Source organism: Nocardioides sp. J54 (assembly GCF_000519005.1).
Classification (GTDB): domain Bacteria; phylum Actinomycetota; class Actinomycetes; order Propionibacteriales; family Nocardioidaceae; genus Nocardioides.
Window position 1 is genome coordinate 1 of sequence record NZ_JAER01000005.1, and the last position, 12,707, is coordinate 12,707.

A 12,707-nucleotide genomic window follows, 5' to 3' on the forward strand; every position below is an offset into this window, starting at 1 on the left:
GGCCTGCGCGCGGCCCTCGACAGGCGACGCGCTCGCGCCAGACAACACCGCGAGGCTCGGCCGCGGGCGGCCTCGCACCTCAACCACCGGGAGTCCGGCGAGGCGAACCCAAGGCTTGCCGCCAGAACAACGCAACCACCCATCGGAGCCAACTGCGCGCGCGGCAGCGCGGCGCCCGCGCCGAAGGCGCGTCGAGGGCAAGTGCAGGCCGAGCGCAGCGAGCGCCTGCGCGCCGCCCTCGACAGGCAACGCGCTCGCGCCAGACAACACGGCGGGGGGCCGGTCGGCTACGGTGCGCGGCCGCCGACACCAGCCACGACAGCGACCAGCTGCCGCTGGTTGAGGCGCGAGGCGCCAGCCCTACGACGCCTCCGGCTCGACGTACACCGTCCCGCCGAGCTCGAGGAACTCCGCGGACTTCTGGGCCATGCCGTCGTCGGCGAAGCGCTTGCGGACGTCCTGGCTGATCCGCATGGAGCAGAACTTCGGGCCGCACATGGAGCAGAAGTGGGCGGTCTTGGCGTTCTCGGCGGGGAGGGTCTCGTCGTGGAAGGCCTCGGCGGTGACGGGGTCGAGGGAGAGGGCGAACTGGTCGCGCCAGCGGAACTCGAAGCGCGCCTTCGACAGGGCGTCGTCCCAGTGGCGGGCGCCGGGGTGGCCCTTGGCGACGTCGGCGGCGTGGGCGGCGAGCTTGTAGGTGATGACGCCGGTCTTCACGTCGTCGCGGTCGGGCAGGCCGAGGTGCTCCTTGGGGGTGACGTAGCAGAGCATCGCGGTGCCGTGCATGGCAATGGTGGCGGCGCCGATGGCGGAGGTGATGTGGTCGTAGCCGGGCGCGACGTCGGTGGCGAGCGGGCCGAGCGTGTAGAAGGGCGCGCCGTGGCACCAGTCCTGCTGGAGGCGGACGTTCTCCTCGACGAGGTCGAGCGGGACATGGCCGGGTCCCTCGACCATCACCTGCACGTCGTGCTCCCAGGCGCGGGCGGTGAGCTCGGCGAGGGTGCGCAGCTCGGATAGCTGGGCCTCGTCGTTGGCGTCGGCGGTGCAGCCGGGGCGGAGGCCGTCGCCGAGGGAGAAGCTGACGTCGTACTGGCGGAAGATCTCGCAGAGCTCGTCGAAGTGCGTGTAGAGGAAGTTCTCCTGGTGGTGCGCCAGGCACCAGCCCGCCATGATCGAGCCGCCGCGGCTGACGATGCCGGTGATCCGGTTGGCGGTGAGCGGGACGTAGCGCAGCAGCACGCCGGCGTGGATCGTCATGTAGTCGACGCCCTGCTCGCACTGCTCGATGACGGTGTCGCGGAAGACCTCCCAGCTGAGCTTGTCCGCCTCGCCGTTGACCTTCTCGAGCGCCTGGTAGATCGGCACGGTGCCGATCGGGACGGGGCTGTTGCGGATGATCCACTCGCGCGTGGTGTGGATGTCGTCGCCGGTCGACAGGTCCATCACGGTGTCGGCGCCCCACGTGATGGCGTGGGTGAGCTTGTCGACCTCCTCGGCGATCGAGGAGGTGACGGCGGAGTTGCCGATGTTGGCGTTGATCTTCACCAGGAACCGGCGGCCGATGATCATCGGCTCGGTCTCGGGGTGGTTGACGTTGGCGGGGATGATCGCGCGGCCCGCGGCGACCTCGCTGCGCACGAGCTCGACGTCGCACTGCTCGCGCTCGGCGACGTAGCGCATCTCCTCGGTGACGACGCCGGCGCGGGCGTAGGCCATCTGGGTGACGGTGCGACCGCCGGACGCGCGGCGGGGTGCGCGTCGTACGCCGCGCCACTCGCCCTGGGCGGCGCCACGGCGGATGGCGGAGCGGCCGTTGTCGACGAGCTGGACCTCGCGGCCGTCGTACTCCTCGGTGTCGCCGCGGCCGTCGATCCAGGCGGCGCGCAGCGCGGGCAGCCCGACCTCGGGGTCGGAGCCGGGGCCCTCGGTGCAGTAGCGCTCGAAGGTCTCGCCGTTGGTCAGCGCGACGCGGGTGAACGGCACCTTCAGGTCACCGACCTCGATGCGGGTATGGGCGGGGTGGACGGTCATGCGGGAGCTCCTCGGTGGGTGGGGGTGGTGGAGGGGTGGACGTGGGCGACCGGGCCCCGGCCGCGGCCGAGGCGCCAGTGCTGGCTGACGAGCAGCTGGCGGGCGACGAAGGCGTCGGCCCGGGCGGCGGCGGTGGGGACGTCGTCCCCGAGGGCGAGGTACGACGCCAGGGCGGCGCTGTGCGTGCAGCCGGTGCCGTGGTCGTTGGTCGTCGGGATGTCGCCGCCGCGGGTGACGAGCACGGTCGGCAGGTCGGGCCGGCCGAGGGCGTCGTGCTCCTCGGCGTTCGGGGTGCTGACGGTGGCGACGGGCAGCAGGTGCTCGCGGTAGGCGCGCACCACCTCCTCGGAGGCGAGCACCGCGCCGGAGGTGGCGACGACGACGGGGTCGACGACGAGGAGCCGGTCGGCGCAGCGCTCGGCGACCAGGCGCACCACCTCGGGGGTGGCGAGCATCCCGGTCTTCACCGCGGCCGGGTCGAGGTCCTCGAGCACGGCGTCGAGCTGCGCGGCGACGACGTCGAGCGGGACGGGGTGCACGGCGCGGACGCCGGTCGTGTCCTGCGCGGTCACGGCCGTGACCACGCACGCGCCGTGCACGCCGAGGGCGGCGAAGGTGGTGAGGTCGGCGGCGATGCCGGCGGCGCCGCCGGAGTCGGAGCCGGCGATCGTCACGACGACGGGCGGGGTCATGCCGCCACCGCCGCGAGCAGGCCGACGACGACCGCGCCGGGGGCCTCGGCCCGCATGACGGCGCCCATCACGGCGACGCCGTACGCCCCGGCAGCCCGGGCCTCGACCGCGCGACGGGTGTCGATGCCGCCGAGCGCGTGGACGGGCATCGGCAGGTCGGCCCAGACCTCGGGCGGCAGCGGCGGGCCGTAGCCGGGCTTGCTCGCGCTGGCGGCGTACGGCGACAGGGTGGCCCACCGGGCGCCGGTCGCCGCGGCCGCAGCCACCTCGGCACGGGTGTGGCAGGAGCGGCCCCACGCCACGTCCGGCAGCGCCGCCGCGCCGGCGGGCAGGTGGACCCCGAGGCAACCCGGCAGCGCCCGGTGGGCGGCGAGGACCGGCAGGCCCAGGGAGCGGGCGTGGGCGGCGAGGTCGCTGCGGTCGTGGTCGGGCAGGTCGACCTCGCGGAGCACGAGCGCTCCCCCGTCGCCGAGGCCAGCGGCCGCGACGTCGTCGAGCACGTCGCGCAGGGTCCGGCCCGTCGGCACCTGGGTGCGGTCGGTGAGCACGAGCAGCCGCGGCATCACGCGATCCGTCCCGACATCGGGCTCGACGCGCGGGCGACGGCTCGGCGCGGGATCCGGCCGGCCCCGCGGGCGGACCGGCCGGCCTCGACGGCGAGTCGCAGCGCCCGGGCCATCGCGACGGGGTCGTCGGCGCGGGTCACCGCGGTGGCGGCGAGGACCGCTTCGCAGCCGAGCTCCATCGCGAGGGCGGCGTCGCTCGCCGTGCCCACGCCGGCATCGAGCACGACGGGCACGTCGACGGCCGCGCGCACCGCCTCGATCGCGTGCGGGTTGAGCACGCCGAGGCCGGAGCCGATCGGCGACCCGAGCGGCATCACGGCGGCGCAGCCGGCGTCGGCGAGGCGACGCGCGACCACCGGGTCGTCGGTCGTGTAGGGCAGCACGGTGAACCCGCGGCGCACCAGCTGCTCGGCGGCCTCGAGGAGCTCGACGACGTCGGGCAGCAGCGAGCGCTCGTCGCCGATCACCTCCAGCTTCACCCAGTCGGTGCCGAGCGCCTCGCGAGCGAGCTCGGCGGTCAGCACGGCCTCGCGGGCGGACAGGCAGCCGGCGGTGTTCGGCAGCAGCCGGACCCCGGCCGCGCGCAGCGCGCCGAGCAGGCTGCCGTCCGACAGCGAGGAGGCGCGGCGTACGGACACGGTGACCAGGCCGGGCCGGGCCGCGTCGAGGACGGGTCCCAGCAGCGACACGTGCGGCAGGCCGCCGGTGCCGAGGAGCAACCGGGACGACAGCACGGTACCGGCGACGACGAACGGGTCGGTGGTCGCGCTCATCCGCCCTGCACCGCCGTCACGACCTCGACCACGTCGCCGTCGGCCAGCGGGGTGGCCGGCCACTGGGCGCGAGGCAGGACCTCGCCGTTCAGCGCGACCGCGACCCCTGACGGGGCCGGGTCCCCGAGGCGGCGGCCGAGCAGGTCGGCGACGCTCCCGATCGCGGCGACGGGTTCTCCGTTGAGGGTGATCATCGTGCTCCTTCCCTCCGGGGGTCGACGGCTGGGTCGACGGCCCCGGTCTCCAGGTGGTCGGCGACGAGCTGCGCGGTCAGCGGGGCGAGCAGCACGCCGTGGCGGTGGTGGCCGGCGGCGAGGACGACGCCGTCGACGCCGCTCGGTCCGACCAGGGGCAGCCCGTCGGCGGTGGACGGGCGGTCGCGGGCGGTGGCCTCGACGAGCTCGGCGCGCTCGAGCGCCGGCCACAGCTCGCGAGCGGCGGCGAGCAGGCGCAGCGCGCCGCCGGCCGTCACGACCGGCCCGTCGTCGTGGTGCTCCGACGTCGCGCCGACGACGACCCGGCCGTCCCCGCGCGGGACGAGGTAGACCGGTTCACCGGCGACCCAGCCGCGGACGGTACGGCGCGGCGGGTCGTCCGAGCGCAGCCGCAGGACCTCGCCCCGCACGCCTGTCACCAGCCGCGTCCACGGCTCCGGGAGCCGGGCGCCGGTGGCGACCACGGTGACGTCGGCGCCGACGGGCGCCGTGTGCACCGGGACCCGCGCCAGCAGGGCGGCGCACACCGCCCGCGGGTCGACGCTCCCCTCGCCGGGCAGCAGGGCACCGCCCGCGACCCGGGCCAGGGCCGGCTCGTGCTCGCGGACGCCGGCCCGGTCGAGGGGCACCGCGTCGTGGCCGTGCCGGGCGAGCAGCTCGACCTGCCGGTCGACCTGCTGGAGGTCGGCGGCGTCGTGCCCGACGAGGAGGGTGCCCTCGCGACGCACCGGGACGCCGAGCCGGGCGGCCAGCCCCGGCCACAGCCGCAGCGATGCGGTCCCGAGCCGCAGCACGTCCTCCTCGCCGTGCCAGACCTCGGCGGCGGGGCTGAGCATCCCCGCCGCGGCGTACGACGCCCCGCTGGCCGGGCGCGGGTCGACGAGGGCCACGGCGTGGCCGCGGCGCTGCAGCTCCTCGGCGACGGCCAGCCCGACGATCCCGGCCCCGAGGACCTCGACCCGCATCAGGCCACCGCCGCGACGAGCTCCTTCGCTGCTGCCACGGGATCGCGATGTCGCCAGATCGCGCCGATGACCGCGACGCCGTGGGCGCCGGAGGCCCGCACGGCGCTGGCGCCGTCGGCGTCGATGCCTCCGATGGCGATGATCGGCAGGACGCCGGTGGCGTCGGCGACCGCGCCGGCGCCGAGGGGCGCGGGCAGGCCGGGCTTCGACGTGGTCGCGAAGACCGGGCCGAGGCCGGCGTAGTCGGCGCCGTCGGCCCGGGCGGCCTCGACGTCGGTCCGGGTGCGGCAGGTCGCCCCGACCAGCAACCGGGGCGCGAGCCCGCGGGCGTCGGCGACGGCGAGGTCGTCGGCGCCGAGGTGGACCCCGTCCGCGCCTGCCGCGAGGGCGACGTCGACGCGGTCGTCGACGACGACCAGCGCGCCGTGCGGTCGCACGGCGGCCACGACGGCACGCGTCAGCGCGACGAGGTCGCGGGTGCCCAGCTCCTTGGCGCGGACCTGGAAGCCGTCGACGCCGGCCTCGGCGAGCACCGGCAGCAGGGCGTGGTCGTCCCGGTCGGAGACCAGGCAGTGCAGGCGCGGGGTAGCGCGAAAAGCAGTCATCTCAGTCCGTTCCTTCGCCGGCATGACCCGGATCAGGTGTGACGGTCGGAGCGGCTCCAGCTCCCTCTCAGCCCGCTGCCGCGGACTCCCGTGGGGTGTCGTGCGTCACGCTAGCGCACGGTCACCGGCCCCCCGCAACTCGCTGTCCACGTAGCGGCGCACGGCCAGCGCGGCCGCACGCCCGGCCCGGTTCGCCCCGATGGTGCTGGCCGAGGGGCCGTAGCCGACGAGCTGCACGCGCGGGTCGCGCTCGGCGACGGTGGCGGTCTGCACGTCGGCGCCCGTCTGCAGCAACGCGATCCCGCCGCGGGGGCTGCGCAGGTGCAGCGGCGCCAGGTGCGCCACGGCGGGCCGGAAGCCGGTGGCCCAGAGGATGACGTCGACCGGCTCGAACGCCGGCTGGCCGGGCGCGGGGTGGTCCCAGCGCACGCCGTCGGGCTCGATCCGGTCGAACATCGGGAGCCGGCGGTCGTAGGCGCCGAGCCGGGCCGCCTCCTGCTCCTGGGGTCGGAGGGCGAGGCCGGTGACACTGACGACGCTCGCCGGCGGCAGACCGGCGCGGACCCGCTCCTGCACCAGCTCGATGGCGTGCCGGCCGAGGCCCTCGTCGAAGTGGTCGCGCCACACCGGCGGCCGTCGCGTCACCCACAGCACGTCGGTGCGCGGGGCGAGCTCGCCGATGAACTGCACCGCCGACGCGCCGCCGCCGACGACCAGCACCCGCTTGCCGGCGAGGTGCTCCGGACCGGGGTAGTCGTGGGTGTGCAGCTGCTCCCCGCGGAACTCCCCCGCCCCCGGGTACGACGGCACGAACGGCCGCGACCAGGTGCCGGTCGCGTTCACCAGGGTCCGGGTCGTCCACCGCCGCTCGCCGGCGTGGACCACGAGCAGGTCGCCCTCGGAGGTCACCCGGTCGACGCGCACCGGCCGCTCGACCGGCAGTGCGTGCTCGGCCTCGTAGCGGGCGAACCACGCCGGCACGACCTCGTTGGCCCGCTCGGCCGACCCGCCGGGGGCCGGCGCGTCGGGCAGGTCGGCGACGCCGTGCACGTCGGCCATCGTCAGCGAGTCCCAGCGGTGCTGCCAGGCTCCGCCGGGTCGTTCGTCGGCGTCGAGGACCACGTGGTCGAGCCCGAGCCGGCGCAGGTGGAAGGACGCGGAGAGACCGGCCTGACCGGCTCCGACCACCACGGCGTCGTACACGTGCACGTCAGCCCAACGCCCCGGAACCGCAGACCCTGCCCCGGTACCCCCTGCGACATTGGTCACCCCTCTCAACCTCACGGCGCGGAACCGATAGCCTTGCCCTGGCCGAGCGTGACCTGGACCGGGGCTGCTCCGTTGACCCACCGGGTACAGCTCGGCAATTTTCCCCTCACGTGGCGTTCCGTCGTTCCAGTGAGGGACACGACAACGCAATCAACACGTGGGAAATGGGGACCCGTGAACATCCGCAAGCTCCTGAGCCTGATCGCCTTCCTGGCGACGGCCACTGCCCTGGTCGCCGTTCCGGCACCGGCGCAGGCCGCTCCGGTCGACGACTGGAACTACTCCGCCAACACCGGCGCCACCTACATCAAGGCGCTCGGCAACATCGTCTCCTCCGACCTGACCGCGCAGACCGCGATCAACGGTGGACCGGCCCGCACGCACAGCAACAGCACCGCGGCGGCCAACGTCCTCAACCTGGCGAGCGTCGGTGCGGCCGAGACCCGCACCACCGCCACCAAGGACGGCGCCAACATCAAGATCGAGTCGTGGTCGCGCACCGCTGGTGTGAGCCTGCTCAACGGCCTGATCAAGCTCGACGCGGTCGAGAGCACGGTCGTCACCACCGGCAAGCCGGACGGCACCAGCTCCGCGGTCGGCAACCACAAGCTGCTCGGCATCAAGATCCTGGGCGTCAACCTGCCGGTCAACATCCCGCAGAACTACGGCGTGAACATCCCGGGCGTGGCGGCGATCAGCCTCAACACGACCTACCACGCCGGCACCTCCGAGCTCTCCGCCACGCGCAGCTGGGCGGTCGCGGTGCAGCTGCTCAAGTCCCGCGACGGCTACGACGCCGGCACGGTCATCATCCTGAGCCCGGTCAACCACTACCTGCAGGAGGCCACCCCGGCCGCCAACGCCCCGCGCCTCGGCGGCTTCGCCTACAGCAGCCGCATCCAGGCCAAGGTCGGCACGCAGATCAGCGTCGTCTCCGACCCGACCGCCTACACCGGCACCCCGTTCGACGGCAGCAACGGCAACACGCTGCGCAACTCGACCGCCACCGTGAGCCTCCCGGGCATCGCGACGCTCGGCACGCTGACCTCGACCAGCACGTCGAAGCGTGACTCCAGCAACGGCAACGCCGAGATCACCAACACCAACAAGACGGTGGGCCTCAACCTGCTCGGCGGCCTGATCAAGGCCGACGCGATCGAGGTGACGGCGAGCGCCAAGCTCGTGGACGGCGTGTGGACGCAGTCGATGAAGATGTCGACGGTCAACCTCGTCATCGCCGGCCAGAAGATCCCGATCGACGTCGCGCCCAACACGGCCATCGACATCGCCGGGCTCGGCAAGGTCGAGATCAACAAGCAGGGCACCCTGCCGGCGCAGAAGATCAACAGGATCGACGGCCTGAAGATCACGCTCGACACGGCCCAGGCGGGCCTGCCGGTCGGCGCGGTCATCGAGCTCGCGATCGCTGCGACGCAGATGACGACTGCCTGACCAGGTAGCCGCACGGGCCAACAGGAGCGAGGGCCGGGACGCCGATGGCGCCCCGGCCCTCGTCCGATTTCGGGCGCGATACCCTTGGTGCTCGTGGCTGAAGCTGAGTTCCGGTACTCCGACCTCCTCCCGGCGTCGCACGACGACACGCCCTACCGCCTGATCACCACGGAGGGCGTGGAGACGGTCGAGGGCCCCGACGGCCAGACCTTCCTCAAGGTCGACCCCGCCGCCATCCAGCGGCTGACCGCCGAGGCGATGCACGACATCAGCCACTACCTGCGCCCGGCGCACCTGCGCCAGCTGCGCAAGATCATCGACGACCCCGAGGCGTCCGGCAACGACCGCTTCGTGGCGCTCGACCTGCTCAAGAACGTCAACATCTCCGCCGGCGGCGTGCTGCCGATGTGCCAGGACACCGGCACCGCGATCGTGATGGGCAAGAAGTCCGAGGGCGTGCTCACCGGCGCCGACGACGCCGAGTGGGTCAGCAAGGGCGTGTACGACGCCTACACGAAGCTGAACCTGCGCTACAGCCAGCTCGCGCCGCTGACCACCTACGAGGAGAAGAACACCGGCACCAACCTGCCGGCGCAGGTCGAGATCTACTCGACCGCCCAGGGCCCGAAGGGCCCGGAGTACAAGTTCCTCTTCATGGCCAAGGGCGGCGGCTCGGCCAACAAGTCGTTCCTGTTCCAGGAGACGAAGGCGATCCTCAACCCCAAGCGGATGCTGGAGTTCCTGGACGAGAAGATCCGCTCCCTCGGCACGGCCGCGTGCCCGCCGTACCACCTCGCCGTGGTCATCGGTGGCACCAGCGCGGAGTTCGCCCTGAAGACGGCGAAGTACGCCTCCGCGCACTACCTCGACAACCTCCCCACCGAGGGCTCGATGAGCGCGCACGGCTTCCGCGACCTCGAGCTGGAGGAGGAGGTCTTCAAGCTGACCCAGTCCTTCGGCATCGGCGCCCAGTTCGGCGGGAAGTACTTCTGCCACGACGTGCGCGTCGTGCGCCTCCCCCGCCACGGCGCGTCGTGCCCGGTCGCGATCGCCGTGTCGTGCTCGGCCGACCGCCAGGCGCTCGGCAAGATCACCAGCGAGGGTGTCTTCCTCGAGCAGCTCGAGACCGACCCGGCGCAGTACATGCCCGACGCGGGTGTCGCCGAGGACATCTCCGGCGGTGAGGTCGTCAAGGTGGACCTCAACCGCCCGATGAGCGAGATCCTCGCCCAGCTGTCGCAGTACCCCGTCAAGACGCGGCTGTCCCTCACCGGACCGCTCGTCGTGGCCCGCGACATCGCGCACGCCAAGATCCAGGAGCGCCTGGACGCCGGCGAGCCGATGCCCGACTACCTCAAGAACCACCCGGTCTACTACGCCGGCCCCGCCAAGACGCCCGAGGGCATGGCGTCGGGCTCGTTCGGCCCGACGACGGCCGGCCGGATGGACTCCTACGTGAAGTCCTTCCAGGCCGCCGGCGGCTCGATGGTCATGCTCGCCAAGGGCAACCGCTCGAAGCAGGTCACCGAGGCCTGCCACGAGCACGGCGGCTTCTACCTCGGCTCCATCGGCGGCCCGGCCGCACGGCTGGCGCAGGACTGCATCAAGAGCCAGGAGGTCATCGAGTACCCCGAGCTCGGCATGGAGGCGGTCTGGAAGATCGAGGTCGAGGACTTCCCCGCGTTCATCGTCGTCGACGACAAGGGCAACGACTTCTTCACCGACCCCGGCGGCTCGGTGACCGTCCCGATCTCCGGCATCCGGGTCCGCTCCGCCGAGTGACCCGTCGGGGAACTCTCCCCGCCACCCACCCGTTCGTGGGGGCATGCGTCGTCAGTCTCGAAGGACCACGCCCCTGACCGAGCAGAGCCTGCTCACCGACCTCGGAGACGTCCCCTGGGGCGTCGGCCTGGTGGAGGACGGGGTCGTCTCGACGACCCGGCACCGGCTGCCGGCCGACGGTGACGTCGAGATCGGCTCGGTCACCAAGGGGGTGACCGGCCTGCTCTACCGCGACGCGGCCGAGCGCGGCGTCGTCAACCCGGACGACGAGCTCGGCCGCCACCTCCCCCTCGGCGACTGCCCCGCCGCCGCGGTGACCCTCGAGTCGCTCGCGCAGCACCGCTCGGGCCTGCCTCGGCTCCCCGTCCTGCCCGACATCTGGCGCCGGTCGTGGCGGATGTGGCGCGACCTGGCCAACCCGTACGACGACACGCTGGCCGAGCTGCTGGAGCAGGCGCGCGCGACGAAGGTGCGCCGACCGCGGGCGTCGTACTCGAACCTGGGCTTCCAGCTCCTCGGCCACGCCGTCGCTGCCGCGCAGGACACGACCTACGCGGACCTGGTCCGCGACCGCGTGGCGGGGCCGCTCGGCCTCGAGAGCTGGTACGTCCCCGCCACGCCCGCCGACCTGTCCCCGCACGCGGTGACCGGGACGGGCCGCGGGGGTCGACCGGCGGAGGCGTGGACCGGCGAGGGGCTGGGCCCGGCCGGCGGCATCCGCTCGACCGTCGACGACCTCACCCGCTTCGCCGCCGCGTTGCTCGACGGCGACGTCGTGGGCATCTCCGCCCTCGACCCGACCGCACGCTTCACGGGCCGGGCCGTGCAGGTCGGCGCCGCATGGTTGACCACCGAGTCCCGGGGGCAGGCGATCACCTGGCACAACGGCGGCACCGGCGGCTGGCGCTCGTACGTCGGTCTCGACCGGGCCGCCGGCCGGGCCGTGGCGGTCGTCCGCGGCACCTCCCGGTCGGTCGACGGGGTCGGCAGCAGCCTGCTGCGCTGAGGATCAGCGCGCGGATCGTGCCAGCACGGCGTTGACGAGGTCGGCGGCGGGCTCGGGGGCGTCGACGGTGACGGCGAACCGCTGACCGTCGGTGAGGGCGAGGACGAGGCCCGGCCCGCGGCGGACGACGGCGGCCCGGCCGCCCAGCGTGCGACGGTAGCCCCAGCCGCCCCAGCGCAGCGGGTCGACGTCCTCGGCGGTGGCGGAGGCCACCCGCTCGAGGGCGACACCGACCCGCGGCCAGAGCAGCGGGCCCCACGAGACGCTCACCGCCGCGTCGTCCACGCGGACGCTCACGGCGTGCAGCCAGCTCATGGCCACGGCGGCGACGGTCGCCACGATCGCGGCCGGCCACGCGGCGAACCACAGCGGGAGCGCGGCCACGGCGAGGACGACGCCCGCGACCAGCATCGGCCGGGACGATGCGCTGCCGACCCACACGGCCCGCTCGCCGTCGGCGAGCTCCATCGAGGACGTGGGCGCAGCGACGGCGGTCGCGACGTGGCGGGGCAGCTGCTTGTGCACCAGCGCCGCGGCGGCGACCGGGACGACCATCGCGAGCAGGACGATCCCGACGGGCAGGTCGACCTCCGTCGCGGTGGCCGCGCCCTCCGCGGCACCGAGCGTGGCGGCGTACAGGACGGCGGACAGCCACGCGAGCCAGGTCAGTGCAGCGGCACCGGCAGCCCGGTCGACGCCCCTGCGCACGCCCGCGACGAGCACGAGCGCCGCGGCGGTGGCGAGCCCGGTGACCGTGGCGACGACGGCGGTGAGGGTCGCGAACGACGCAGTGCCATCGACCTCCCCGGAGAGGTTCCAGTGCGTCGGCACCGGGTCGGGGACGTCCCCACCCAGCAGGAGCGCGACGCCGGCCACCAGGGCGGGCGCCAGCAAGGCCACGACGGCAGCAGCGAGCTGCCCGGAGCGGTTCGTCATCGGGTTGCCTCTCGGATCTCGTCGACCAGCTGGTCGGGGGTGATGCCCAGGCGGGCGGCTTCCTCCACGAGCTCCTGGACCAGGCGGCGCAGCGCCGTCCGGTCGCGGTCGAGCTGGTCGAGGTCGGCACGGACGTGGGCGCCGCGGCCGCGCCGGAGCTCGACCAGGCCCTCGTCGCGGAGCACCGAGTAGGCCCGCAGCACGGTGTGCATGTTGACGTCGAGGCCGGCGGCCAGCTCCCGGGCAGGCGGCAGCTTCTCGCCGGGGCGCACGGAGCCGTCGATGACCGCCGCCCGCACCTGGGCGGCGATCTGGTCGGCCAGCCCCATCGGGCTCGCCGGGTCCACGCGGATCAACATGTTCGCATCGTACTAGAACAATCCCGATTGCGTCACTTCCGCGGCGCGCTACCGTC

General features: G+C 73.9%; 13 protein-coding genes and 1 riboswitch. Of the genes, 3 read left to right on the forward strand and 10 right to left on the reverse strand.

All coding sequences use genetic code 11. From position 1 onward, the window contains the following. Window positions 1–360: 360 nt before the first annotated feature. The 8 genes from thiC to NOCJ54_RS0104795 form a co-directional block, all read right to left on the reverse strand. Window positions 361–2,031 (reverse strand): phosphomethylpyrimidine synthase ThiC, encoded by a 1,671-nt coding sequence (gene thiC / locus NOCJ54_RS0104760; protein WP_028654576.1) that lies wholly within the window; start codon window positions 2,029–2,031, stop codon window positions 361–363. Then, window positions 2,028–2,723: a bifunctional hydroxymethylpyrimidine kinase/phosphomethylpyrimidine kinase gene (gene thiD / locus NOCJ54_RS0104765; protein WP_028654577.1), complete on the reverse strand. Its 696-nt coding sequence runs from the start codon at window positions 2,721–2,723 to the stop codon at window positions 2,028–2,030. The genes thiC and thiD overlap by 4 nt, the downstream gene beginning before the upstream one ends. After that, a complete protein-coding gene (locus NOCJ54_RS0104770; protein ID WP_036516903.1) occupies window positions 2,720–3,286 on the reverse strand; it encodes a thiamine phosphate synthase in 567 nt (188 codons plus the stop codon). The genes thiD and NOCJ54_RS0104770 overlap by 4 nt, the downstream gene beginning before the upstream one ends. Further along, entirely contained in the window at window positions 3,286–4,062 is a 777-nt protein-coding gene (locus tag NOCJ54_RS0104775; protein WP_028654579.1) for a thiazole synthase, read from the reverse strand. The genes NOCJ54_RS0104770 and NOCJ54_RS0104775 overlap by 1 nt, the downstream gene beginning before the upstream one ends. Next, window positions 4,059–4,256 (reverse strand): sulfur carrier protein ThiS, encoded by a 198-nt coding sequence (gene thiS / locus NOCJ54_RS0104780; protein WP_028654580.1) that lies wholly within the window; start codon window positions 4,254–4,256, stop codon window positions 4,059–4,061. The genes NOCJ54_RS0104775 and thiS overlap by 4 nt, the downstream gene beginning before the upstream one ends. Next, window positions 4,253–5,242, reverse strand: coding sequence for an FAD-dependent oxidoreductase (locus NOCJ54_RS0104785; RefSeq protein ID WP_028654581.1), 990 nt, complete (start codon window positions 5,240–5,242; stop codon window positions 4,253–4,255). Before NOCJ54_RS0104785 ends, thiS begins: the two co-directional genes overlap by 4 nt. Beyond that, on the reverse strand, window positions 5,242–5,847 hold the full coding sequence (thiE, locus tag NOCJ54_RS0104790) for a thiamine phosphate synthase (protein ID WP_028654582.1): 606 nt from the start codon (window positions 5,845–5,847) through the stop codon (window positions 5,242–5,244). The genes NOCJ54_RS0104785 and thiE overlap by 1 nt, the downstream gene beginning before the upstream one ends. Continuing rightward, window positions 5,839–5,949, reverse strand: a riboswitch (TPP riboswitch). (Overlaps the previous gene by 9 nt.) Window positions 5,950–5,952: 3 nt before the next feature. Continuing rightward, window positions 5,953–7,035, reverse strand: a complete 1,083-nt coding sequence (locus tag NOCJ54_RS0104795) for an NAD(P)-binding domain-containing protein (RefSeq protein WP_442937293.1) — start codon at window positions 7,033–7,035, stop codon at window positions 5,953–5,955. A gap of 255 nt (window positions 7,036–7,290) precedes the next feature. On the opposite strand from NOCJ54_RS0104795, the gene NOCJ54_RS0104800 reads away from it, so the two are divergent. The 3 genes from NOCJ54_RS0104800 (at window position 7,291) to NOCJ54_RS23870 (ending at window position 11,356) form a co-directional block, all read left to right on the forward strand. Continuing rightward, the gene (locus NOCJ54_RS0104800) at window positions 7,291–8,568 is read left to right on the forward strand and encodes a choice-of-anchor P family protein (protein WP_028654584.1); all 1,278 of its coding nucleotides are present in this window, start codon (window positions 7,291–7,293) and stop codon (window positions 8,566–8,568) included. A gap of 93 nt (window positions 8,569–8,661) precedes the next feature. Further along, complete coding sequence (locus tag NOCJ54_RS0104805) at window positions 8,662–10,350, forward strand: fumarate hydratase (RefSeq protein WP_028654585.1); 1,689 nt, start codon at window positions 8,662–8,664, stop codon at window positions 10,348–10,350. Between the two features lie 43 nt (window positions 10,351–10,393). Beyond that, on the forward strand, window positions 10,394–11,356 hold the full coding sequence (locus NOCJ54_RS23870) for a serine hydrolase domain-containing protein (RefSeq protein WP_084254921.1): 963 nt from the start codon (window positions 10,394–10,396) through the stop codon (window positions 11,354–11,356). A 3-nt stretch (window positions 11,357–11,359) separates the two neighbouring features. On the opposite strand, the gene NOCJ54_RS23875 is transcribed toward NOCJ54_RS23870, so the two are convergent. Continuing rightward, a complete protein-coding gene (locus tag NOCJ54_RS23875; protein WP_036516908.1) occupies window positions 11,360–12,292 on the reverse strand; it encodes a DUF1648 domain-containing protein in 933 nt (310 codons plus the stop codon). Beyond that, window positions 12,289–12,651, reverse strand: coding sequence for a GntR family transcriptional regulator (locus tag NOCJ54_RS0104820; RefSeq protein ID WP_028654586.1), 363 nt, complete (start codon window positions 12,649–12,651; stop codon window positions 12,289–12,291). The genes NOCJ54_RS23875 and NOCJ54_RS0104820 overlap by 4 nt, the downstream gene beginning before the upstream one ends. Window positions 12,652–12,707: the final 56 nt, after the last annotated feature.